Origin of the sequence: Streptomyces sp. NPDC096311, assembly GCF_044763085.1 — a bacterium.
Classification (GTDB): Bacteria; Actinomycetota; Actinomycetes; order Streptomycetales; family Streptomycetaceae; genus Streptomyces.
This window is the reverse complement of record NZ_JBIWFN010000015.1, coordinates 252,175-275,524: the sequence shown is the minus strand read 5'-3', so window position 1 is coordinate 275,524 and position 23,350 is coordinate 252,175. Positions and strand designations below refer to the sequence as shown.

The 23,350-nt window shown below is 68.6% G+C and carries 23 protein-coding genes and 1 pseudogene; 18 read left to right on the top strand and 6 right to left on the bottom strand.

Features of this window, described 5'->3' with window-relative positions; all coding sequences use genetic code 11:
- The first annotated feature begins 325 nt into the window (after nt 1-325).
- The 5 genes from ACIRA5_RS34715 (at nt 326) to ACIRA5_RS34695 (ending at nt 4,297) form a co-directional block, all read left to right on the top strand.
- Complete coding sequence (locus ACIRA5_RS34715) at nt 326-1,006, top strand: DUF1259 domain-containing protein (protein ID WP_403697736.1); 681 nt, start codon at nt 326-328, stop codon at nt 1,004-1,006.
- A gap of 7 nt (nt 1,007-1,013) precedes the next feature.
- Nucleotides 1,014-1,223, top strand: coding sequence for a DUF1259 domain-containing protein (locus ACIRA5_RS34710; RefSeq protein WP_403697734.1), 210 nt, complete (start codon nt 1,014-1,016; stop codon nt 1,221-1,223).
- The gene (locus tag ACIRA5_RS34705; RefSeq protein WP_403697732.1) at nt 1,223-2,428 is read left to right on the top strand and encodes a cytochrome P450; all 1,206 of its coding nucleotides are present in this window, start codon (nt 1,223-1,225) and stop codon (nt 2,426-2,428) included. Before ACIRA5_RS34710 ends, ACIRA5_RS34705 begins: the two co-directional genes overlap by 1 nt.
- Before the next feature lie 843 nt (nt 2,429-3,271).
- Nucleotides 3,272-3,511: a hypothetical protein gene (locus ACIRA5_RS34700; RefSeq protein ID WP_403697730.1), complete on the top strand. Its 240-nt coding sequence runs from the start codon at nt 3,272-3,274 to the stop codon at nt 3,509-3,511.
- 66 nt (nt 3,512-3,577) lie between these two features.
- Nucleotides 3,578-4,297 carry a DinB family protein gene (locus tag ACIRA5_RS34695; RefSeq protein ID WP_403697728.1) on the top strand — a complete coding sequence of 240 codons (720 nt, stop codon included), beginning with the start codon at nt 3,578-3,580 and terminating at the stop codon, nt 4,295-4,297.
- 697 nt (nt 4,298-4,994) lie between these two features.
- On the opposite strand, the gene ACIRA5_RS34690 is transcribed toward ACIRA5_RS34695, so the two are convergent.
- Nucleotides 4,995-5,603: a DJ-1/PfpI family protein gene (locus ACIRA5_RS34690; protein ID WP_403697726.1), complete on the bottom strand. Its 609-nt coding sequence runs from the start codon at nt 5,601-5,603 to the stop codon at nt 4,995-4,997.
- Nucleotides 5,604-5,686: 83 nt separating this feature from the next.
- On the opposite strand from ACIRA5_RS34690, the gene ACIRA5_RS34685 reads away from it, so the two are divergent.
- Entirely contained in the window at nt 5,687-5,920 is a 234-nt protein-coding gene (locus ACIRA5_RS34685; protein ID WP_403697724.1) for a pentapeptide repeat-containing protein, read from the top strand.
- Between the two features lie 128 nt (nt 5,921-6,048).
- On the opposite strand, the gene ACIRA5_RS34680 is transcribed toward ACIRA5_RS34685, so the two are convergent.
- Complete coding sequence (locus ACIRA5_RS34680) at nt 6,049-6,420, bottom strand: helix-turn-helix domain-containing protein (RefSeq protein WP_403697784.1); 372 nt, start codon at nt 6,418-6,420, stop codon at nt 6,049-6,051.
- Nucleotides 6,421-6,593: 173 nt separating this feature from the next.
- Between ACIRA5_RS34680 and ACIRA5_RS34675 the strand changes: the two genes are divergently transcribed.
- The 5 genes from ACIRA5_RS34675 (at nt 6,594) to ACIRA5_RS34655 (ending at nt 12,157) form a co-directional block, all read left to right on the top strand.
- Complete coding sequence (locus ACIRA5_RS34675; RefSeq protein WP_352048906.1) at nt 6,594-7,001, top strand: YciI family protein; 408 nt, start codon at nt 6,594-6,596, stop codon at nt 6,999-7,001.
- 8 nt (nt 7,002-7,009) lie between these two features.
- Nucleotides 7,010-8,155, top strand: a complete 1,146-nt coding sequence (locus tag ACIRA5_RS34670) for an RNA polymerase sigma factor (protein WP_403697782.1) — start codon at nt 7,010-7,012, stop codon at nt 8,153-8,155.
- Between the two features lie 630 nt (nt 8,156-8,785).
- On the top strand, nt 8,786-10,309 hold the full coding sequence (locus ACIRA5_RS34665; RefSeq protein WP_403697722.1) for an APC family permease: 1,524 nt from the start codon (nt 8,786-8,788) through the stop codon (nt 10,307-10,309).
- A gap of 540 nt (nt 10,310-10,849) precedes the next feature.
- A complete protein-coding gene (locus tag ACIRA5_RS34660) occupies nt 10,850-11,014 on the top strand; it encodes a hypothetical protein (RefSeq protein ID WP_403697720.1) in 165 nt (54 codons plus the stop codon).
- A gap of 792 nt (nt 11,015-11,806) precedes the next feature.
- Nucleotides 11,807-12,157: a VOC family protein gene (locus tag ACIRA5_RS34655; protein ID WP_403697718.1), complete on the top strand. Its 351-nt coding sequence runs from the start codon at nt 11,807-11,809 to the stop codon at nt 12,155-12,157.
- A gap of 111 nt (nt 12,158-12,268) precedes the next feature.
- Here the strand turns inward: ACIRA5_RS34655 and ACIRA5_RS34650 are convergent, their stop codons facing one another.
- Nucleotides 12,269-12,859 carry a TetR/AcrR family transcriptional regulator gene (locus tag ACIRA5_RS34650; protein WP_403697716.1) on the bottom strand — a complete coding sequence of 197 codons (591 nt, stop codon included), beginning with the start codon at nt 12,857-12,859 and terminating at the stop codon, nt 12,269-12,271.
- Between the two features lie 542 nt (nt 12,860-13,401).
- Here ACIRA5_RS34650 and ACIRA5_RS34645 point away from each other — a divergent pair.
- Nucleotides 13,402-14,364: an alpha/beta fold hydrolase gene (locus ACIRA5_RS34645; protein ID WP_403697714.1), complete on the top strand. Its 963-nt coding sequence runs from the start codon at nt 13,402-13,404 to the stop codon at nt 14,362-14,364.
- Nucleotides 14,365-14,384: 20 nt separating this feature from the next.
- Here the strand turns inward: ACIRA5_RS34645 and ACIRA5_RS34640 are convergent, their stop codons facing one another.
- On the bottom strand, nt 14,385-14,864 hold the full coding sequence (locus ACIRA5_RS34640; protein WP_403697712.1) for an ankyrin repeat domain-containing protein: 480 nt from the start codon (nt 14,862-14,864) through the stop codon (nt 14,385-14,387).
- A gap of 173 nt (nt 14,865-15,037) precedes the next feature.
- Between ACIRA5_RS34640 and ACIRA5_RS34635 the strand changes: the two genes are divergently transcribed.
- The gene (locus ACIRA5_RS34635) at nt 15,038-16,021 is read left to right on the top strand and encodes an aldo/keto reductase (protein ID WP_403697710.1); all 984 of its coding nucleotides are present in this window, start codon (nt 15,038-15,040) and stop codon (nt 16,019-16,021) included.
- A gap of 351 nt (nt 16,022-16,372) precedes the next feature.
- Here the strand turns inward: ACIRA5_RS34635 and ACIRA5_RS34630 are convergent.
- Nucleotides 16,373-16,590, bottom strand: a pseudogene (locus tag ACIRA5_RS34630) (IS5/IS1182 family transposase); the annotation flags it as partial.
- A 61-nt stretch (nt 16,591-16,651) separates the two neighbouring features.
- On the bottom strand, nt 16,652-18,187 hold the full coding sequence (locus ACIRA5_RS34625; RefSeq protein ID WP_403697708.1) for an AMP-binding protein: 1,536 nt from the start codon (nt 18,185-18,187) through the stop codon (nt 16,652-16,654).
- A 284-nt stretch (nt 18,188-18,471) separates the two neighbouring features.
- On the opposite strand from ACIRA5_RS34625, the gene ACIRA5_RS34620 reads away from it, so the two are divergent.
- The 5 genes from ACIRA5_RS34620 (at nt 18,472) to ACIRA5_RS34600 (ending at nt 23,088) form a co-directional block, all read left to right on the top strand.
- A complete protein-coding gene (locus ACIRA5_RS34620; RefSeq protein ID WP_403697706.1) occupies nt 18,472-18,993 on the top strand; it encodes an HAD domain-containing protein in 522 nt (173 codons plus the stop codon).
- A gap of 214 nt (nt 18,994-19,207) precedes the next feature.
- Entirely contained in the window at nt 19,208-19,714 is a 507-nt protein-coding gene (locus tag ACIRA5_RS34615) for a SigE family RNA polymerase sigma factor (RefSeq protein ID WP_403697704.1), read from the top strand.
- Nucleotides 19,715-19,722: 8 nt separating this feature from the next.
- Nucleotides 19,723-20,232 carry a hypothetical protein gene (locus tag ACIRA5_RS34610; RefSeq protein WP_403697703.1) on the top strand — a complete coding sequence of 170 codons (510 nt, stop codon included), beginning with the start codon at nt 19,723-19,725 and terminating at the stop codon, nt 20,230-20,232.
- A gap of 235 nt (nt 20,233-20,467) precedes the next feature.
- On the top strand, nt 20,468-21,694 hold the full coding sequence (locus ACIRA5_RS34605) for a glycosyltransferase (protein WP_403697780.1): 1,227 nt from the start codon (nt 20,468-20,470) through the stop codon (nt 21,692-21,694).
- The gene (locus tag ACIRA5_RS34600; RefSeq protein ID WP_403697701.1) at nt 21,691-23,088 is read left to right on the top strand and encodes a hypothetical protein; all 1,398 of its coding nucleotides are present in this window, start codon (nt 21,691-21,693) and stop codon (nt 23,086-23,088) included. Before ACIRA5_RS34605 ends, ACIRA5_RS34600 begins: the two co-directional genes overlap by 4 nt.
- Nucleotides 23,089-23,350 lie beyond the last annotated feature (262 nt).

Genomic DNA, 23,350 nt, shown 5'->3' with positions numbered 1-23,350 from the left:
GGCCGGACGAACTCCCACTCGACATCGGACAGTTCATGGCGACGTATCACCCGACCATGATCCACCATCCAAGATCAATTGAAGACACCGCCTAGAACACCTTCGCCAGGCGGCGAGCCTGTACGGCTGAGGCGGGTTGGACGGCCCTGTTGCGCCGCCACTCACAGAACCGCGACAGCGCAACGGGGCCGCACGCATAGGCCATACGGGTGACGCACGTCGCCGAAGAAGACCGGCGACACCCACACAACCGCCCGGGGCGACCTCATCGTAGAAGTCGTGGCGGGCAGCACTCGGCGCCGCGTCACCCTTCGGCCGCCACGACATGTCCGGGAGACTCTGGTGGGGACGGTTTCGATGGCTCGTGCGGCCAGCTGTTGCGCGGGCACGGGCCATAGGCGGCAGCCAGTTAACCCACCTGGCGGGACGCGGCTGTGCCGATCAGCGTTCCACGAGGTCTCCTGTGCTTCCATCGCGCCAGGAGGCATATGACATGGCTGAAAAGCGACAGCAGGACACCCACTCCCGGCTCACCCCGTCCGGGCGCCGTACGCTGGCCGCGGCCGCCGTTGCGCCGGTATTCACCAGTGTGCCTGCCAGGGCGCGCGCCCTGTCCGCCGGACCGGAGGACCCCTCCCCGGCCGAGCCGGTCATGACCCAGCCGACGGGCTGGGCGGGCGTGGGTGACGCTCTCGGCCCGACCGGCGACCTGAGGCGGTTCATGCACCACACGGGCTTGCCGTGCCGGGACCGCACGGCCTTCTCTCGCGGCACTCGGATCAACCGCTCGCTCGTTGTGGGCACGCGCGTGTCCTTCATCCGTCACCCGGATGGCAGCACGCTTTTGATGGGCGACGCCGTGGTCACCGAGCGCGAACTGCAGATTTTCAGATGTCCACCGCGAGACTGTCGCCGACGGCCGTGCGATCCTGCCTCCGAGACCGGTCGCCACCACTTCCGTCAACTTCCAGCCGCTCGGCGGCGGAAAGGCTGCCCCCAGCGGTGACCTGGTCGTGATCGCCAAGGAAGTCCAACCCGTCCTCGTGGCCCAGCCGCGCGGTGGCGTCAAGCTCGTCGAGGCGCGCTACCACAACCTCACCGACGATCCACACATGTTCTTCGTCCACTACTGGGCCGTCGGCGATGCCGTCAGCCTCGCCAAGGCCATTCGCCGGGCCGTGGACACCACCAACGTCGTACCCATGCCCGGAGGAGCCGCCTGATGACCGCGGACAACAAGACAAACATCTGCCCGTTCGACTTCAGCGAAGCCCTGGAGTTCGACCCTGTGCTCGCGGACCTGATGGACCGCGATTCCCCCACTCGCATCCGGCTTCCCTACGGCGATTCGGACGTCTGGCTGATCACCGGATTCGACGCCGTCAAGCAGGTGACCACCGATCACCGGCTCAGCCGGGCCGCCATCATCGGCCACGACTACCCCCGGCTGACCCCGGAGCCCATCGTCTCGCCCGAATCCATCAACGTGATGGACCCGCCGCACAGCAGCCGTGTCCGCCAGCTGGCCTCGCAGGCCTTCACCCAGCAGCAGGTCGACGGAATGCGGAGCCGGATCATCTGGCTCGCGGACGTCCTGCTGGACAGGATGGAGGAGGACGGCTCGCCGGCGGACCTGGTTCAGTACCTCTCCAACCCGCTTCCCCAGCACACCATCCTGGACCTCCTCGGCGTCGAACAGGAGGACTGGCCCCAGATGCAGGAGTCCGTGCGCCAGTTGCTCGTCGTCGGCGCGGGCAACAAGGAGGCCGCGGCCAGCGCCAAGGCCGACCTGACGGCCTACTTCGCCAAACTCGTCGAGCAGCGCCGGAGCTCCCCCGGCAAGGACCTCATCAGCGCGATGGCCGCAGCGCGAGACGGCGAGGATCAGCTTGACGACAGGGAACTGGCGGTCATGGCACTGACGCTGACACTCAGCGGCCAGGACACGGCAACATGCCAGATCAGCGACATCGCCTACCTGCTCCTGACGCGTCCCGAGCTGATGGAACACCTCAGGCGTCGGCCGGAGTCCCTGACTGACGTCCTGCAGGAGATGCTCCGCCACATCCCGTTCCGCAAGGGGGTCGGCATCCCCCGGGTGGCCCTTGAGGACGTGGAGCTGGACGGCGTACGGATCAAGGCGGGCGAGTTCGTCCACGTGTCGTACCTGACGGCCAACCGTGACCCGAAACGCTTCCCGGACTCACACGTCCTCGACCCCGACCGGCCGTACCAGCCGCACATGACGTTCGGCTGGGGCGGACACCGGTGCATCGCGGTGCCCTTGGCCATGGCGGAGATGGAAGTGGCAATCGGGCGCCTCTTGAAGCGCTTCCCCGGGCTGCGGCTTGCGGTGCCGCCTGAGGAAGTACGGTGGGACACGGAGACGATCCGGCGCTTTCCGCTGGAGCTGCCGGTGACCTGGTAAGAACAGGTGTCAGTAGCATCCTCGTCCACCCCTTGTACGAGCCCTGGTACCGGGCTCAACGATGGGGGGCGAGGATGCCCACAAGACTCAGAGCAGCCACTGAAGCAACCGAGCGGCCGACAGCGATGAGGTCCGGACAGCGCGCGACTCGCCGCTCTCCGTGCCGAAACGACCTGAACCACCTCCGGCGCCGCCCGCCGTGCGGCCTGGACGACGTCGGCACAGCGATCGCCTTCCTCGACGATGACACCACCCCGCTGGTTCCACGGCAGTGGCCGTCGGCGCCGGGCCGTGACCCACGTGCTGGCGGAGACCACCCGGCACGCGGGACACCTGGACGTCAACGCCCGGGCCAGGACGCATCTCGGACTGCCGAGGAGGTATTCCTCGTCGCGCGCGTTGCGGCGGCCATACCATCGCGCCAGGCGTCGACGTACCTGGTGCCATGACCGGATGGGTTCGCCGGTTGCAGTCCTTGGACGGACAGCGTCATGCGATGGCTGGCGACCGGCCGAGCGGACAGTCGGTCGCGGCCAGGGCCATGTGCGACGACCACATCGCCCACTGGACCAGACACGGCTACGGCGACTTCGCGGTCAGGGATGCGGCAACGCACGCGTTTCTGGGTCGGGTGGGACTGGGCAATCGGGCCCAGCACGGAATCAACGCCCCTGGCCACCTCGCCGAAGCAGAAGAAGCGGTGGCTGCCGCCGCACTGGTCGCGGCGCAATGCCCCGAAGACGAACCCGTCGACACGCCCTTCGGCCCAGAGACACCCATGCCGGTGTTTCGGGAAGCATTGCGTCCCAGGCGGCCGGTGAGCATCTCGCCGAAGTCGCGGACATGCCCGGCTGCGGCGTCCAGCTCGGGGCGGCGGGCCAGGACGTCCCGCAAGGCGACGCGCTCCTCCTCGCCCAGGACCGTGGGATGGCGGGTGAGAACGGACGTCACCGCCGGTCCAACCGCTCGAACCACTGGGACCACTCGAACCACCAAGGCCTGCGAACCTATGTGGTCACAGCATCAGGCGGCCGTCTCGGCTCACCGGAGATGCCCGGCGAGGAAATCGGTGGCGCCTCGTGAGGTGAGCCGTTAGCTTCCGCCTGAGCGCGGTGAGGTACGAGGCGCGACGGCGAAGGGAACCAATGCATGGAGACCGAAGGCGTGCGGACCGACCGTTTGGGCTTGCTGCTCAGCCAGTTCGACCAGGCCAGGGAGATGGCGCAGGTGCGGCTGACAGGGCTCGGCGACGAGGAGTACTTGTGGGAGCCGGCGCCTGGTTGCTGGTCGATCCGGCGCCGGGGCGAGGCGGCGACGCCCAGGGCGTTCGGGCCGGGCGAGTGGGTGCTCGACTTGGGCGTGGCGGACATCCCGGCGAGCGAGTACGCCGAGGTCGCCCGGCAGGCCGCCGGCGGCATGACCGTCGCCAAGATCGCCGATGACTGGAGTGTGAGTGCCGAGCGGGTCGAGCAGATCCTCGCCCACACCGGTACGCCGGAGCCCGACACGACGCCGATCACGACCATCGCGTGGCGGCTGGCGCATCTGCACTTCCACTTCGCGGGGGGATGGGAGTGGACCTTCGGTGAACGCCGACAGGAGCCGAAAACGCTGGTCGACTTCACTCCCTCCGCCGCCGTGGCACTCGAGCGGTTCTGGGTGCTGATCGGCCGCTGGCGCGACGACGTCGCCGCCCTCACCGACGAGCGACTCGACATGGTCGGTTTCTCGCAGTACCCGTACGGCTCCGACCCCGACGACCCATACATTGCCGTGCTGTCGGGGGCCAACCTCGAATTCATCCATCACATGGCCGAGATCGCGTTGCTCCGCGACCTGTGGCGGGCCCGCTTCGCCACTCCCGGGTAGGCCTGGGCGCGCCGCGAGGGTGTCGAATGGCGTTTCCGGCCCATACGCCGACTTGCGGTGCGTACCTCCAGCGTGAGCTGGCCAGTTGAGCTGACAGGGCAGCGAAGCACCTGGTAGGTGGGTTTCGGCTGAGAAATCCGTCTCCACCAGGGACTTCCTGTACGCCTCTCCCGCCCGGCAGCAACGTTCCAGCACCACCCTGCGCTTGCCGTCCGCTCGCGGAGGAGGGCATGCCGAGCGGCCCGGTCCGAGACCAGGCCGCCCGTCGCGGCCACGACCTCGAGCAGGATTTCCTGACGGCCGAGCCAGCCTTGCAGCGACCGCCGCTGCCTCGGCTCGGCAGTGGCGCGTTCCACCATGATCCACCGCTGGGAGCGGCGGCGGCTGTCATAGGTCTCGGCGTACGCGCACAGTCCTCCCACGTACGCGGCCGCAGACCGGCTCGTGTCGTACAGTTCGGCCAGCGCCTGACGCGGCAACTGGAAGGGCGCCACGACGAGTGTCACGACTACCTGGTCGACGCACACCAGATCGTGGTTCGGGGTCCGGCGGCAGGCGCACGTACCCGGTCACACGGGCGGCGCGAGACGAGCGTACTGCGACATGTCGCGCGTACCCCTGGCAATGCCACGCCCTCAATGCGCTCAGGAGTCGTCGCCATGACCGCAGGCGGCCCCGCAGGACTGATCGCGGGGCGTCAGCCCAGTACGACCTCGCCCGCGTGGACCGCGCGCAGGGCGCGCGCGACAGTCTCCTGGTTTTCGCCGACCGGAGCCACGTACCCGATGACGTTGCGCGCGGCGTCCTCCCCGAGCATCCGGGTGATCACCCATGTGGCGAGATACTGGGACGCCAGACAGCCGCCCGCTGTAGCGATGTTCCCCTCGGCGTGGAACGGCGCGTCCAGCACGGTGACGTCGCAGGCCTCGACAAAGGGCCGGCTCGTCATGTCCGTGCAAGCCGGCATGCCACCCAGCAACCCGAGGCGCGCGAGCACCAGTGCGCCGGAGCACTGTGAACCGATCAGCTGTCGCGAAGGGTCGAGCGGCAGCCTGGAGATCAGCCGGTCGTCGGCGACCACGTCTCGCGCCTTCACTCCGCTGCCGATCAGCACGACGTCGGCTTCGGTCACGAACTCCATCGGGCGCTGCCCGGTCACCTCGACGCCGTTCATCGACGTGACCACCGGCGTCGGCGTCGTGATGAAGGCTTCCAAGCCGTCCTTACGGCACCGGTTGATCAGCGCGGAAGCGATGAAGCTGTCGAGCTCGTTGAACCCGTCGAAGGTGACCACGGCTACCTGCATCACAACTCCTTCAAGTACGGCATCAGGTCCGCAGTCTCCCTAGCGCGCCGTTGCGGAGCGAGGGCCAATCAGCGGCCGGTGGCATGCCTACCGGCGCTCTGCGCTCCGAGCTCCGATCCTCGAGCCTCAGCTCAGCTCAGCTCAGCTCAGCTCAGCTCAGCTCAGCTCAGCTCAGCTCAGCTCAGCTCAGCTCAGCTCAGCTCAGCGAGAGCGAAATCGTGCTCGCCCTCATCAGTGGGCGCGCACGCGACTGTCCGTCGGCAATCTGCGCTCCATCAAGTGCAGCCTCCTCGACGCTCTCACGCAGTTCTGTCTGATCCAGCACTTCGGCCGGTACCGGCACGCCCGAGACCAGGGCCGATGTACCACCGGTGTCGTCCTCAGGCCGGCCGACACCTCTGTGTCGAGCGTGGTGCCCGCGAGCACGTGGTCGTGGCTGCGGCGCTCAGGCACCTCGGCATGATCGGCAGCACTGTCTGGGACCGGTCCAGCGCCTGGATCTGCGACTTCTCGTCCACGCACAGCACCCGTTTCGTGACACACCGGTCCCTGGCTCGTCGCACAGGCAGTCGAGCCGACTGACCAGGAGACGCCGGTGCCAGACACGCACAGTGTCGGTGGTGATGCCCAGCCGCCGGGCGACATCCGCAATCGCCTGCCCGTCCGCACTCTCCAGGACGATCCGCGACCTCAGCACCAACGACCGGGCACTCGAACGACGACGCGCCCACGACTGCAACACCGCCCGCTCGGCATCGGACAGCACCACCGGCGGGATCTTCGGCCCAGGACGACTCACACCAGACCAACGACACATCTCCGACTCAGGACACCAGGGCCTGTCCGGCGGCTCCCCCTGGGGCGTCCGCCCCAGGCTCATCTACGAGAGCCAAAAAAGAATCGGACGGCGATGTCGAGAAACCGTGGCTGGCTCCGTCCCCGTAGTGAACGCGACCACAATGGGTCGGACCAGCACCGAGGAGAAACACGATGGCCAAGTACTTGCTGCTCAAGCACTACCGCGGCGCTCCGGCTGCGGTCAACGACGTGCCCATGGACCAGTGGGCGCCGGAGGAGATCTCGGCCCACGTGCAGTACATGAACGACTTCGCGGCCCGGCTCGAGAAGACCGGCGAGTTCATCGACGGTCAGGCGCTCGCGCCCGAGGGGACGTGGGTCCGGTATGACGGCGAGGGGCGCCCGCCGGTCACCGACGGACCGTTCGCCGAGACCAAGGACCTGATCGCCGGCTGGATGGTGATCGACGTCGACAGCTACGAGCGCGCCGTGGAGCTGGCCGGAGAGCTGTCGGCCGCCCCTGGGGCGGGCGGGAAGCCGATCCACGAGTGGCTGGAGCTGCGTCCGTTCCTCGGCGTGCAGCACACCATCACGGAATGATCGCCGACGTGAACGAGGCTCTCCTCCGGAGCCTCACACCGAGCGTGCTCGGCATCCTCGTCCGCCGCGGAGCCGACTTCGCGGCGGCCGAGGACGCCGTGCAGGACGCGCTGGTCGAGGCGGTCCGCGTCTGGCCGGACGATCCGCCACGGGACCCGAAGGGCTGGCTGATCACCGTGGCCTGGCGCCGGTTCCTCGACGCGACCCGGGCGGATGCCGCCCGCCGCCGGCGCGAGGACCTCGTCGACGAGGAGCCGGCACCCGGGCCCGCGCCCGCGGTGGACGACACGCTCCAGCTCTACTTCCTGTGCGCCCACCCGTCGCTGACGCCGTCGTCCGCGGTCGCGCTCACGCTGCGGGCCGTCGGCGGGCTGACCACCCGCCAGATCGCCCAGGCCTACCTGGTACCCGAGGCGACCATGGCGCAGCGCATCAGCCGGGCCAAGCGCACTGTCTCCGGCGTACGGCTCGACCAGCCAGGTGACGTCGCCACCGTGCTGCGCGTCCTCTACCTGGTCTTCAACGAGGGCTACTCCGGCGACGTCGACCTCGCCGCCGAGGCCATCCGGCTCACCCGGCAACTCGCGGCCGCGATCGACCACCCGGAGGTGGCGGGGCTGCTCGCCCTCATGCTGCTCCACCACGCCCGGCGCGCCGCCCGGACCGCGCCCGACGGCAGCCTGGTGCCGCTCGCCGAGCAGGACCGCGGCCGGTGGGACACCGAGTCGATCGCCGAGGGCGTCGAGATCCTGCAGGCGGCCCTCGTCCGCGACCGGCTGGGCGAATTCCAGGCCCAGGCCGCCATCGCGGCACTCCACGCCGACGCGCCCACCGCCCAGGAGACTGACTGGGTGCAGATCGTCGAGTGGTACGACGAGCTCGCGCGCCTCACCGACAGTCCGGTCGTCCGGCTCAACCGCGCGGTGGCCGTCGGCGAGGCTGACGGACCGCGCGCCGGCCTGGCCGCGCTCGCGGCACTGGACGACGCACTGCCCCGCCACAGCGCGGTGGCGGCCTACCTCCACGAGCGCGACGGCGACCTGACCACGGCGGCACGGCTGTACACCAAGGCGGCCCAGAAGGCACCCAACCTCGCCGAACGCGACCACTTGACGCGCCAGGCCGCCCGGCTCAACGCCCGCGGGGGTCGCTGACGGTCGCAGTCGGGCACCGCGAGTCTCTTTCCCTTGAGTCGGTGCCTTACCGGCTCTCCCTCGTAGGGAACAGTGGGACCGTCCGTTGCGGGCTCGCCCGCACGGCGGAAGCGTGTTGGCCTACCCACGTCATGCGAAGGAGGGTGTGCGGCACCCACGTCGGTGGGGCCTTCTTGCCGGCATTGCGTGGGCGAAGACTCGGGTTGTCGGTGATCGCCGATACCCGGATTCACCCCACTCCGGAGGGTCCTGCGACCACGACTTCCATCCCGCCCGACCGCAAGATCGTCCTCGTGACAGGAGCGTCCAGCGGCATCGGCGAGGCGACCGCCCGCGTCGACATGCGGCTGCGCGCCCGTTCCGGCATCCGCGTGGAGCCAAGGCGGCGGCCGGGTTCGCGTTCGGACGTCGTTGGAACGACTCGGGCGGTCGCTTCACACGGTCACTGGCTTTCCCCGCAACGTAGCGAGTGCATCTCGACGGTGTTTCCGGCGGTGTACCGAACTTGGGATTTGGTCAAGAATGAGATTCAAGCCTTGTCGCCCGTCGGATCACCGACACACCATGTGCCGAACATAACGACCTTGTCAGCAGGAGGCCCGGGTGTCCGCTGGTCTGTCCAAAATAGAGATGGATACCACCACTCTCGCAGCGGAGTCCGAGCGGAACAAACTCCGCAAACACTTCGGCCGCTTCGACATCCTGTTCTTCCTGGTCTGCACCCTCGTCGGCCTCGACACCATCGGTACGGTAGCCGCCTCCGGAGCGGAGGCGTTCACCTGGCTGATCGTGCTGGCCGTCATCTTTTTCGTCCCGTCAGCACTGCTCACCGCGGAGCTGGGCACGGCCTTCGCCGAGGAGGGCGGCCCGTACATCTGGACCAGCCGGGCCTTCGGGCGGCTGGCCGGAGCAGTCAACAACTTCCTCTACTGGGTGACCAATCCGGTCTGGCTCGGCGGCACTCTCTCCGTCTCGGCGGTCGCCGCGTTCACCACCTTCTTCAATGACGGCAAGGATCTGAGCACGCCCGCCTTCTACGTCTTCACCCTGCTATTCATCTGGGTGGGCGTGCTCGCGGCGATCCTCTCCTTCGACGTCGGCAAGTGGATCCCCACCGCCGGGGCGTGGTCCCGTTTCGTGCTGCTCGGCCTGTTCACGCTCACCGTGGTCATCTACGCCTTCAAGCACGGCCTGCATGGTTTCGGCTTCGGCGACTTCTCCCCGACGTATGCCGGATTCGTCGGTCTGGTCCCGGTCCTGATGTTCAACTACGTCGGCTTCGAATTGCCCAACACCGCGGGCGACGAGATGACCGACGCGCAGAAGGACGTCCCGTACGGCATCTTCCGCGCCGCCGGGCTCGGCGTGCTGCTGTACGGTCTGCCGATTCTCGGCATCCTGCTGGTCCTCCCAGTCAAGGCCATCACCGGTCTTGGCGGCTTCCTCGACGCCATCCGCCAGGTTTTCACCGTCTACGGCGGCCACGTCGCCTCCGACGGCACGGTCACCCTCAGTGGGGCCGGGTCCGTGCTGGGCGATCTGGCCGCGGTGATGTTCATCCTGACCGTGCTCTCCTCGGGCGTCACCTGGATCATGGGATCGGACCGTGCGCTGGCGGTCTCCGGGTACGACGGTGCCGCGCCGCGCGGCCTGGGTGTGATCTCCGAACGGTTCGGCACGCCGGTGCGGGTCAACCTGCTCAGCGGAGTGCTCTCCACCGGCGTGCTGGTCCTCGCCCACCAGCTCACCGGTGGTGACGCGGGCAAGCTCTTCGGCGCCGTGCTCGGGCTCGCCGTCTCCACGACGCTCATCAGCTATCTCGGCATCTTCCCGGCGCTGCCGGTGCTCCGCCGCAAGTACCCACAGGTGGAGCGGGCCTACCGGGCTCCCGCTGCCTGGCCGATCACGATCGTGCTGACGCTGCTGATCCTGTTCGCCTCGGTGCAACTGCTGGTCCCGGGCGCGCCCTTCGACTGGTTCAGGTCGGACTTCCGACCCGACGGCTGGAGTTACAGCGAGCGCTGGACCTATCTGCTGACGGAGGCGGTGCCGCTGGCCGTCTTCATCGTCACGGGCGTGATCTTCTGGGCACTCGGCGCACCGACCCGCGCCAAGACCAAGAAGACAGCCGCCACAGGAGTGACCCCGGGTTGAGCGCCCGCTCGCCCTCGCCCATCGGTCCCGGTCACGACCTACACCATCTCCCGGCGAGCCGGCCCGGCCACTGGCCGACGTCGGAGTCCGCGCTCGCTGCGGTGAACCGCGCCCTGAAGGCACCCTGCCAGGCCTGGACCCGCTGATACTGATGCTCAATCCGCCTTGGCAGAGCCGTACGACGCGACGACGTCACTGACCGTGAGCCATTCATCCGACGTGAGGCACGGAGGCCCAGCCCGCTGACCTGGACGCCCTGCCGCAGGGAACTGGCCGGTGACCCCACCACTGAGAGGGGTCGTCGACCGCGCATGTCATGCCTGGCGACGACTGATTCATGCTCACTTCCTGACGCCTCAGGCTGCCCCGCAATGATCAACTGACTCGACGCCGTCAGCATCGGGGATGTGCTCCTCTTTCCAGACCGGGAGTTCGGCCCACGCATTGATCATGTCACCGTGGCCTGGGCCAGGCCCCTCATCCAGATTCTCGACCGCCGGCCAGACGGCGTCGCCACCACAGGTCAGGACGCCACTGCCGATGAGCGGCGAACGGATCCGGCAGCGTGCGCTCGGCGTACCTGGTGTCCAGGGCACGCACTCGGTGTTCCAGCTCAGCGTGGGCTCGGGCGGGCAACTGCCGCAGGACCTCCCCGAGCACGTCGCGTGCGTGCCGCACGTCGTCGAAGGAGCAGCCGCGGCATGAACACTCCGCATCCTGCGGATACAGGGGTCGTCGGCCGGGTGGTTGCAGAAACGCCCGATACCGCCGCAGCGCACGGTCGGTGGCGCCGGGGTAGACGTAATAGTCGTCCGAGAGCCTCTCTACTCGCCCTATCGCGAGGCTGGTTCGGGCAGAGAGGCCGTGGATCCGGTCCGGAGGCAAGCCCCACGCGACCCGGAGAGACTGTTCAGCGCGCAGCGCGCCGGGCCGCTTACGCGGCATCGGCCTTTCGGCACATGGACATGAGCATCATCATGTCAGCGCATACGGTCCGACGGATGTCAGGACGCCGCATCCGGTGTCGGTCACCCCCAGGGCTCAAACCGGCATGTTGTCCGGGGCGGAGTGCTGTGCGTGGCCATTACGCCCGTCAATGCCCAGGGGGCCATACAGGTGATCTACGAGAAGACAGGAGGGGCGCCGATCTACGGACATCTGGCCGACTTGGATCGGTCCTGGTTACGTGGAAGGTGCCTTGTCGTCAGACCGGTACGGGCGTCTCAGCACCGGGTATGTGAAGGTGAACTGACGGCTGTTGACCCGATCGGCAAGATGCCGGAGGCCCCGGTGTTCCAGAGGCCCACGGTGGTCGCAGTCGGTCAGGGCTGTCGAGGGGCTGGGGTGCACCGGCCCGCAGCCGCATTGACACACCGTTGATCACATGCCGGTGATCCCGCCAGTGGCTCTGCTCAGACGGTCGACCGGCTCTGAACCGCAACACCCTGTGTGACGACGCAGCGCCGCGATGTCCGTGTCAGGACCTACCCTGGACGCATGATCACTGGTGGGCACATCATCGTATACAGCCGTGATGCGGAAGCGGACCGGGTCTTCTTCAGGGATGTTCTGGAGTATCCGCATGTCGACGTGGGAGGTGGCTGGCTGATCTTCAAGCTTCCGCCGACCGAGATCGCCGTGCATCCCACGGACGGCCCGGAGACACAGGAGCTCTATCTGATGTGCGACGACGTCGACGCAACCGTGCAGAGCCTGACCTCGAAGGGAGTGGAGTTCACGCAGCCCGTCACCGACGCGCGCTGGGGGCGGCTGACCAAGTTCCGTCTGCCGGGTGGCGGCGAGGTGGGCCTGTACGAGCCCCGCCATGAGCTGGCTATCGACTTGTGAGCCATCCCGGCACTCGGGATTCGTTCCCGACCTCGCCAAAGGCCGACGAGCGGAGAAGTCACCAGCAGGAGCGCGCCCCTGGAACGCCTGCGTCAGATGCCCTGCCGGTCGTCACTGCGGCTGGCGCAGTCCGGCGATGAGGAGACCGACGAGTCGGCGTGCGTCGTAGCGCGGATCGCTGTCCGCACCGACGCAGAGGTTGCCCACTCCTCGCATCAGCTCAAGGCCTTCCAGGCCGGAGAGGATCTCGCCGCGACCGGCCGCGGCGTCGAGCAGTTGGTTGCACACGGGCACGAGCCGGTCGAGGAAGTAGGCGTGCAGCGTGTCGAAACCGGCGTTGTCGGGCTGCAGCACGGCAGCGAGTCCGTGCTTCGTGACGAGGAAGTCGACGAAGAGGTCGATCCACTGCCCCAGCGCGGCGTATGGAGTGGCGCAGCTCGCCAGTAGAACCGGACCGGCCTCGGCGCAGGCGTCGACCTGGTGACGGTAGACCGCGATGATGAGGTCCGCGCGTGTCGGGAAATGCCGGTAGATCGTGCCCATACCCACGCCGGCCATGGCCGCGATGTCGCGTACCGGCGCCTCTACGCCCGAGGTGACGAAGACTGCGGCGGCAGCATCCAGCAGGGTCTGTCGATTACGCCGGGCATCCTTGCGCTGGGATCCCGGTGCACTTCCCGCGCCCTGACCGCTGTCGTTCACCGCGGCGATCCTTCCATGAGACTTGCGAAACGGAACGGTGCCTCGTATCGCCTACGGAGCGAAGTTCCGTTTTCCTGCATTGTGGCAGACCACGGGATGGGCTCCCAAGCCGTCTGCCGCCAACAGGCTTCGCCCGGACGAACACCCCGAGCGCAGAGAAGATCGAGGACCGCCAGGTCCGTGTGTCCGCTCCTGCCGCCAGAAACGATCTTCCCGTCCTCGTCGTCCCGCACGACTTCGGGCTGCCGATCCAGGACGCTCGGCCTTCCTGTTGAGGCCCCCCACACAGTGGCCGGCCACTCCTGCGGAGCCGAGACGGCGGGCACGTTGCCGGGCGCGCATCCTCGACTTCGACGGTGTTCCCGGTGAGGACATGTCCGACTCCCGCGTCACGGCGGGTGGCCTGCTCACCCTGGCCGGCCTGTGCGCCGGCCTGACCCCGTTCACCGTTGAGCCAGTCGCTTCGCCGGCTCGCTGCGACACGAGTGAGGCGGGCTGTTGGTGAGCCGAGCGTGAAGATCACAACACGTACCCTTATGCACATGGTTGAGCATCGAATGGTTGACGTGAACGGCGTTCGGCTGCACATCGCCGAGCAAGGCGACGGCCCCTTGGTAGTGCTCCTGCACGGCTTCCCTGAGTCATGGCACTCCTGGCACCGCCAGTTCGGCCCTCTGGTCGATGCGGGCTTCCGAGTGGTCGCCCCGGACCAGCGTGGATACGGACGCAGCGACCATCCCGACGACGTCGACGCGTACACCATCCTCCACTTGGTCGGCGACGTCGTCGGACTGATCCATGCCCTGGGCGCGGAGAAGGCGTACGTCGTCGGGCACGACTGGGGCGCGCCGGTCGCCTGGCACACCGCGCTGCTGCGACCGGACATCGTGCTCGGGGTGGCGGGCCTGAGCGTGCCGCCCCCGTTCCGGGGGACGGAGCCTCCGCTGGCGGCCATGGAGAAGAGGTTCGAAGGCCGCTTCTACTGGAACTACTTCAACCGCCCCGGTGTCGCCGACGCCGAGTTCGCCAAGGACACCCGCACCGCGTTGCGGAAGTTCTTCTATTCGGCCTCCGGCGACGCTCCGGGCACCCGCGAGGGCATGCAGCCGCTGGTCGACCCCGAGCGGGGCTGGCTCGCGGCCATGCCGGACCCCGAGGTGCTGCCGGACTGGTTCACCGAGGAGGATCTCGACGCGCTCACCGAGAGTTTCTCCAAGGGCTTCACCGGGGCCCTCAACTGGTACCGCAACCTCGACCGCAACTGGGAACTGACCGCTCCCTGGCACGGCGCCGTCGTCACCCCGCCCGCCCTGTACATCTACGGCGACCGCGACTTGGTTCCGGCGTTCCCCGGCACTCCCGAACTCATCGAGCGCCTCCCCGACCTCATGCCCAACCTCTGGCGCAAGCCCCTCAAACTGGCCGGCTGTGGACACTGGACTCAGCAGGAACGCCCGGACGAGGTGAGCGCGGCGCTCATCGAATTCCTCAGGTCCCGTGCCTGAGCCCGGACTGAGGTGGCTCTTCAGGCCCATTGTGCTGGTGGGATCCGTGATGGCGAACGGTGGTGCTGGGTAGTTCTCCCGCGGGGCGTCGCGCCCGCCGTGGTGAGGAGATCGGCAGTTTCGGGATAAGGGCCTTTGAGTGCCCACTCCAGTGGGGGCCAGCCTGTGCCGTGATCTTCTCGGAGATTCGGATCGGCGCCGTGCGCCAGCAGTTCGCGCACTGTCTCGGTGTGCCCCCAGCATGCGGCCGCGCACAGGGGTGTGCCGTCCGCGCCGAGTCCGCTGCTCTCGGTGTCAGGAGAGGCCCCGGCCGCCAGGAGCAGGCGGGCGATCTCGGCTTCCCCGTTCACGGATGCCTCGTAGAGAGGGGTGGTGCCCTCGCTGTCGGCTCGTTCTGGGTCGGCTCCAGCCCTCAGAACCGCCTTCACGCGGGCGGTGTCACCCACCAGAATCGCTTCGAAGAGACGATGGGTGAGCTTCTTCTGCTGCCGCTGGTTCATGACGGCCGAGGTTAGTGGCCGGGCGCGTGGCGGGGCCAGTCAGTTCCACCCGTTGATGGCCGCGACCAGCATGGTTGCCGCCCAGCGGACCGCAAGCTTGAAATTTCCCTTGGGAACGTCGCACGCGCCACGGCAGGATGGTCGCGTCACCAGCCATACGAGGGGAACGGTGAATGAGGCGAAACCTGCTTGGGAAAAGCAAGGTGCAGGTCACAGAACTGGGCTTCGGTGGCGGACCACTCGGGGGACTCTTCGCTCCGCTGGACGACGAGACCGCCGCGGCAGCCCTTGAGGCAGCCTGGGACAGCGGGATCCGCTACTTCGACACCTCTCCGCACTACGGCATCGGGCACTCCGAGCGCCGTACCGGTGGTCTGTTGCGCGGCAAGCCGCGTGAGGAGGTGACGCTGTCGACGAAGGTCGGCAGACTGCTGGTCCCGCAGGACCCGGCGGGCCGGATGGACGAAAGCTTCATGGTGCCCGCCACACATCGTCGGGTGTGGGACTTCACGCGGGACGGCATTCTGCGCAGCATGGAGGACTCGCTCGAGCGGACAGGCGTCGACCGTATCGACGTGCTGTTCCTGCACGACGCGGAGCAGCATTTCGAGGATGCGTTGCGCGAGGGCTATCCGGCGCTCGCCGAACTACGCGGCCAGGGAGTGGTGGGCGCGATCGGCGCGGGGATGTACCACCCCGGCAAACTGACCAGGCTGGTCAAGGAGTCGGACGTCGATGTAGTCATGCTCTCCGGCCGCTACACGCTTCTGGACCAGAGCGCCCTCGACGAACTGCTGCCCGCCTGCACGGACCGGGCGGTTTCGGTACTCGCGGCGTCGGTCTTCAACTCCGGGCTGCTCGCCACGGCCCGACCTGTCGAGGGTGCCACCTTCGACTACGCGCCCGCCGCGCCGCGGACGCTGGAGCGGGCGCATCGCATCGCCGATGTCTGCGAACCCTACGGTGTGACCCTCCCGGAGCTGGCCATGGCCTTTCCGCTCCGTCACCCCGCCGTCTCGGGCATCGTGGTCGGCATGCGCACCGCCGACGAAGTACGCCGCAACATGGCGGCGTTCGGCGCGAAGATCCCCGCTCAGGTCTGGGACGATCTGCGCAGCGAAGGCCTCTTGGACGAGCGGGCACCCGTGCACGTATGACGATCACCGGACCCATGATGCGCCGACCAACCCTCAGGCCCCGCCCAACGTGTCTCCCCGGCCCGGCAGTTCGCGGCCGAGCGGTGTGACTTGGCGCAGGGCCTCATCAACCAGGACGTGTCGCATGCCGACATCGCTGGATTCGGGCCGTGACGATGAGGCAGCGTCGCATGCGGGCGGTCGGTTCCGCGTGTTGTCGGGCTCGACGCGGGGGTGAGCGGGCTGGAGGGCGGCGAGCCGATTGCAGCGTACCTACCGGCTTTCGGCGGCTACGCCGAGGTGATGACCGCGGACACTCGGTTCGTCAGGTCACCGCGTACCGGGGCGGGAGTGGCCGGCCTGGCCGAGGCAGCGGGGCTGAGCGATCGACCGGTTCCCAGCATGCTGGTGAGCCCGGCAGGAGGTGGAGTCCACGCTCACCCTCACCGTCGACCAGTCGACACGGCCTTGCGCGTCAGCGTCCGCGAGGACGGCAGCGAGAGTTTGTCCCACGTGCCGTCCGCCGACCAGCGCCGATGCCGCTCGTAGACAGTTCTCCACTTGCCGGAACGCACAGGCAGACCTCGCCAACCATCTACGTCACCGAACACCTCACCACCAGCAGCATCGGCACCCACCCCGGTAGACAGCTCAGCCGACTCCCCGCTCGTGGCCCTCCCAATACGGCTCCCGCAGCTTGTACTTCTGGAGCTTGCCGGTCGTCGTACGCGCCAACTCCTCGCGGAACTCCACCGAAGTAGGCGCCTTGAATCCGGCAAGACGCTCCTTGCAGAACCGGATCAGCTCGTCCTGCGTCACCCGCACACCGGGAGCAAGAACCACCAGCGCCTTCACGGTCTCGCCCCACTTCTCGTCAGGCACCCCGATCACCGCGACCTCGGCAACCGCCGGATGGCTGAACAGGACGTCCTCCACCTCGATCGACGACACGTTCTCCCCGCCCGTGATGATCACGTCCTTCTTCCGGTCACTGATCGTCAAATGTCCGTACTCGCCGATCGATCCCCCGTCCCCCGTGTGGAACCAGCCCCCGGACAACGCCCGCGCACTCTCCTGAGGCTGCTCCCAGTACCCCTCCAGAACCACGTTCGAGCGCGCAAGAACCTCACCCTCGGCGTCCGTCCTGAGCGTCACGCCCAGTGCGGGAGCACCGGCCCGCACCAGCTTCTCCGCCCGCTCCGCAGCGCCGAGGCCGTCCCACTCGGCGCGGGCACGGTTGACGGTCAGCAGCGGCGAGGTCTCGGTCAGGCCGTAGATCTGAATGAACTCCCACCCCAGCTCCGACTCCACACGCGCGACCGTCTGGGTCGGCGGCGGAGCGCCCGCGACGATGATCCGCACCCGATCACGGCCGGGGATCTCCCCCTCCCAGGACCCGGCGGCCGCCAGCACCGCACCCACGACCGCGGGCGCCGCGCACATCACCGTCACACCGTGCTCGGCCACCCGGCGCAGGATCTCGGCCCCGTCCACCTTGCGCAGCACGATCTGTGGCACGCCCAGGGCCGACATCGCGAACGGCATGCCCCAGCCGTTGGCATGGAACATCGGCAACGTGTGCAGATACACGTCCCGGTCCGTCACCCCGGCGTGCAACGCGAAGGTGACCGCGTTCACCCAGATGTTGCGATGGGTGATCTGCACCCCCTTGGGCCGGGCCGTCGTACCACTGGTGTAGTTGATGGTCGCGGTGGCGTTCTCGTCCGGCTCCCAGGCCCGCGGGGCAGTGCCGAAGCGGTACAGCTCGGCGTCGGCCGCGGCGCCGAGCGTGAAACGGTGCCTGCAGTCGACATCGGCCAGACGCTCCGTCAACTCCGGATCGACAAGGAGCACATCGGCCCCCGAGTGACCGACGATGTAGCTCACCTCGTCCGCCGTCAGGCGGAAGTTGACCGGGACCAGCACCCGCCCGTAACCACTCACACCGAAGAACGACGTCAGAAGCCGCGCGCTGTTCGGCGAGACCACCGCCACGCGAGCGCCCAGCGGCACACCCAGCGCATCCAGCCCGGCAGCCTGAGCCCGCGCCAGCTCCCCGACCCGCCCGTACGTCAGCCCCTCCCAGACCTCGGCCGGTTGGTCCGGCTCGTCCACCACACCCACCCGGTCGGCATACACAGTGACGGCACGGTCCAGGAAATCATGGACCCCGAACGGGACGATCATCACAGCCTCCGAAGCTTGAACGACACAGAGCCTCTATCCCGCCACGCCCTCGCGTATCCCTACAAGCCATCCGACACCCTGCGAACAGATCCCGATGTGGTTGCCTACGAGCCGGTTGTCGCGGAGTGCGGGAACTCTGGGACACCTGATCACGAGCCTGCTTCCCTCTGACGGACGACCGGCGGACCTCGAGCGGATCGCCGTGCATGTTCGGCGGTCGGCCGCAGGGCTGACGCGGTGGAGACGGTCCGGTCCCCGTTGCGATCCGCCGCTATCGTGCCGGCGTGACTGGCTCTCCGCAGCATCCGCTGCTGTTTCTCGATGTCGACGGACCGCTCATCCCGTTCGGTGCGGCGCCCGAGCAGTATCCGGCCCATGCCACCTGCCTCGAACCGCTCGATGCCGATGCGAATCCGCTCCTGGCCCGGCTCGATCCCGAGCACGGGCCTCGGCTGGCGGCGCTCCCGTGCGAGGTGGTCTGGGCCACGACATGGATGGCCGACGCAAACGAATGCATCGCCCCGCGCATTGGTCTGCCACAGCTGCCCGTGGTGGCCTGGCCGGAACCGTCCGACATCGATGATCAGGACGAGCGGAACGGACTGCACTGGAAGACCCGCACCCTTGTCGAATGGGCGGCGGGACGCCCGTTCGTCTGGGTCGACGACGAGATCACCGACACCGATCGGGCCTGGGTCGCCGCTCACCATCCAGCGAACGCCCTGCTCCACCGGGTCGACCCCCGCCGTGGTCTCACTGATCACGACTATGCGGCGATCGACTCCTGGCTGAGGCGGTTGTTCTGACTCCCCGTCCGGTTGGCGCCGCACGCGAGCCGAGCGATGGGCAACCGCGCCGCATCCATGCCCTGCTGGTCGGAGCACCGAGGAGGCGGGGCGGGCCCGCTCCGCGGCCTCCTCGCCGGACGTGACCCACATCACGCGCCGGAAGTGCATAGCGAGGTGCTCACCAACGTCTTTCCCCAGGTGTACGAAGCTGGCAAGTGCGGGGACGGTGCGGATGGAACAGGCTCAGGCCGAGAGTTTCGACGGGTTCGTTGTGGCCCGTTGGTCGGCGTTGTTCCACCTCGCCCGGCTGCTCTGCGGAGGTGACCGGCACCGTGCCGAGGACCTGCTCCAGGAAGCCCTGGTCAAGCTCTGGTTCGTCTGGCCGAAGGTCGCGGACGAGGCGCCCGAGGCGTACGTACGCAAGGTCCTGGCCCGCGCGGCCGCCCGTTCCGCCCGCCGGCGGTGGTGGGGCGAGCGGCCCGTGGAGCAGCTGCCCGACCTGGCGCAGACCGGGGACGAGTCCGCCGCCGTGGTGGAGCGGACGCGGCTGGAAGCGGCCCTCGCTCAGCTGCCACCCCGGCAGCGGGCCGCCGTGGTGCTGCGTTACTACCAGGACCTGCCCGAGAAACAGGTCGCGGAGGTGCTGGGATGCCCGCTGGGCACCGCCCGGTCCCATGCGTCACGCGGTGTGGCGCGACTGCGTCAGATCCTGGCCGATGTCATCGAGCCGGTGGGGTGAAAGGAAGCATGGATCACTTCGAACGGGAGTTGGCGCGGATGATGCGCGACGCCCAGGAGTACACCCCTTTTGAGCCCGCACAGCAGGACCGGCTCAGGACGGGAGTCCTCGTCCGTCGTCGGGTCCGCGCGGCGCAGAAGGCCGTGGGCTCCGTACTGGTGGCCGCCGGGCTCGGCGTAGGCCTGGTCCTGCTGCCCCACGCGACGGACCGCGACCAGCCCCAGGCTCCCGCGCCGCGGCCCTCGACCGGCTCCTCCTCCCCGACCAGCACGCTGTCTCCGACCCCGCCCCCCAGCAGCAGCTCTACCGAGTCGGCCCCCACCACGCCCACGGCACCGATCACGACGGAGAGTGCGGTGGGGAGTTCGAGCTCGGTCGGCACCGGTCCGTCCGGGACCGCGACTGTCGGTCCACCAGCCACCATCACGGCCACGCCGAGCGGAAGCATCATGTCGTCGTCCCCGTCGACGACGACAGGCGAGCCCTCGTCGTCCGTCAGCGCGACCGGCGTCGGGTAGCCGCCGAGCGCACGGCCGGCCGTCCCGGCCGCTCACCCACTGAATTTCCGCACCGCCCCTTATCCCCGCTCCGCACCGGCCGTACTCCCACATCCCTGCTCCGCCCCGGCCGTACTCCCTGGTCGCAGCTCCGCCGTGAGCGCCTTCGGTATGCCCTGCGACAGCACAGAAACCTGGATGATCCATGACCAAGACCGCACGGTCCGCCCCGATGAACCTCTCGACGGGACTACCCATGGACCGACTGCCGCTCCGCCTGCCGCTGCCGGCGGACCACCCGGAACCCGTACTGGACGTGGTCGTCCCCGTGTTCAACGAGGAGACGGATCTGGAACCGAGCGTGCGGCGGCTGCACGCGCATCTGCGTGAGACCTTCCCGTACCCGTTCCGCATCACCGTCGCCGACAACGCCAGCACCGACGACACCCCGCGGATCGCGGCCCGGCTGGCGACCGAACTCCCGGAGGCCGAGTGGATACGGCTGGCCGAGAAGGGGCGCGGCCGTGCCCTGCGCGTCGCCTGGTCGCGCTCGCGGGCCCCGGTACTGGCCTACCTGGACGTGGACCTGTCCACCGAACTGAACGCGCTGCTTCCGCTGGTCGCCCCGCTGATCTCCGGCCACTCCGACATAGCCATCGGCACCCGTCTGGCCCGTGGCTCCCGAGTGATACGCGGTCCCAAACGGGAGATCATCTCCCGTTGCTACAACGTCCTGCTGCGTTCCACCCTCGCCGTCGGCTTCTCCGACGCGCAGTGCGGCTTCAAAGCGGTCCGGCGCGACGTCGCCGAGCGGCTGCTACCCCTGGTGGAGGACTCGGAGTGGTTCTTCGACACCGAACTGCTGGTGATCGCCGAGCGGGCCGGGCTACGCATCCACGAGGTACCCGTCGACTGGGTGGACGACCCCGACAGCCGCGTCGATCTGGTCTCGACGGCCATGGCCGACCTGCGCGGCATCGTCAGGATCGGCAGGGCGCTCGCCCGTGGCACGCTCCCGACGGCGGGGCTGCGGCGCGCCACCGGAGGTAATCCGCCCGGCCCACTGGCCGCCCAGTTGCTGCGCTTCGGCGCCGTCGGCGTGGTGAGCACGGTCGGGTACGTCCTCCTCTACTCGGCCCTGCGCCCGATGACGGGGCCCCAGAGCGCCAACGCGTGGGCGCTGCTCGTCTGCGCCGTCGCGAACACCGCCGCGAACCGGCGGCTCACCTTCGGGCAGCGCGGGCGGGGCGGAGCGCTGCAGCAGCAGGCCAAGGGTCTGGTGGTCTTCGGCCTCGGGCTGGCGCTCACCAGCGGCTCGCTCGCCGCGCTGCACCGCTGGGCACCGGAGCCCGCGCGGCCCACGGAAGTCGCGGTGCTCGTCATCGCCAACCTGGTCGCGACACTGCTGCGCTTCCTGCTCATGCGGGCCTGGGTGTTCACCGCCGCCCCCCGCGGCAACGGAACAGGAGCCGAGCCCCGATGAATGACCCGAGCCTCGCGAACGCTCCGTCGTACGAGGGCAACAGGCTGCACGCCGAAGGCCGTTCGCCCGCCACGGAACCGCCGTACGACACCGGCGTGCCCACGGTCCCGTCCCCCTCCCTCACCTCCCTCACCTCGACCGCCCGCCAGCGGTGGGCGCGACTGTGCCGGGCGGCCGAGCACCACGGTCCGGTGCTCGCGCTGTACGGTGCGCTGAAGCTCATCGGCTTCTGCGTCTTCATGTACCTGCTGGACTCCTCAGGGGACTTCCGCAAGAAGGACCCCCGCTTCGGTGGCGGCGCCCACGCCTGGGACGTCCTGGCCAGCTGGGACGGCTGGTGGTACCAGCAGATCGCCGCGCACGGCTACCACCCCGCGCTCGTCCCGGTACCCGGGGCGGGCGGCCTGATCACCATCGAGGGCAACTCCGCGGCGTTCTTCCCGCTGTACCCCGCCCTGATGCGGCTGGTCTCCTCCTGCACCGGCCTGGGTCTGTTCGGGGCCGGCCTGCTGATCTCGGTCGCCGCCTCTTTCGTCGCCGCCCTGGCGATCCACGCCGTCACCGCACGGATCGGCGGACGGCGGGCCGGGCTCGCCGCAGCCGGCCTCTGGGCCGTGTGGCCCGGATCCGGCATGGAGTGGTCGGGCTACTCGGAGTCCCTCTACGTCGCCCTCGCAGCCTGGGCCTGCTACGCCGTCATGCGCCACCACTGGATCACCGCCGGCATCCTGACCTGCGCCACGGGTCTCACACGTCCGACGGCCACCGCGCTGATCGCGGCGCTCACCGTCGCGGCGCTGCTGGCCGTACACCGGCAACGGCGGGAGGTCCGCCGCTGGGAGGGCGCGCCCGGCCCGGACGGGAAGAGGCGTCGGGTCACGTTTCTGCGCCCGCTGGTCGCCGTGGCGATCGCCCCCCTCGGCCTGTTCGGCTACCTCGGCTGGGTGGGATACCGGATGGGCGACTACAGCGGGTACTTCAAGCTCCAGGAAGGCGCCTGGGCCCACACGTTCGACTACGGCAAGCACACCCTCGACGTGTTCACGTCCCTCCCGGTGGGCCACTTCGACTACCTCTTCGCCTACCCCTTCGAAGATCTCATCGGCGTAGGCACGGTCCTGCTGGCCCTGATCGTCCTGCCTCTGCTGCTCCGGCTCCGCCCGCCGGCGGTCCTCGTCGTCCACACCCTCCTGACCATCGCGCTCGTCCTGGGAAGTCAGCAGATCTTCGGCAACATCTCCCGCTACCTTCTCCCGGCCTTCCCCCTGTTCATCCCGTGCGCCGTCGCCATGCGGCGGCTCAGCACGCCGGTGCTGTGCACCGTCCTCGGAATCGCCGCGCTCGCCTCCGGCTCCTACGCGGGGTACGCCCTGTTCGAACTCGGCGTTCCATAAACGCCATCGGTGCTCAGCAATCGTGATCCGGTGCGGGTGCCGAGCGCGTCCTCCGCCATGTCCCTCTCCCACCACACACGGTCCGCTACCAGACGCAGCCTCGTCGGCCGGTTCGCGGTTTTCGCCGTTCTCTCCGCGGTCCTCACCGCGCTGTTAACGGTGGCGCCGGCCCAGGCCGCCGACGGCTCGATCTCGGGGCTCGCCGGCAAGTGCGTCGACGTGGCGGGGGCCAACAGCGACCAACGGCACCGCCGTATGGCTC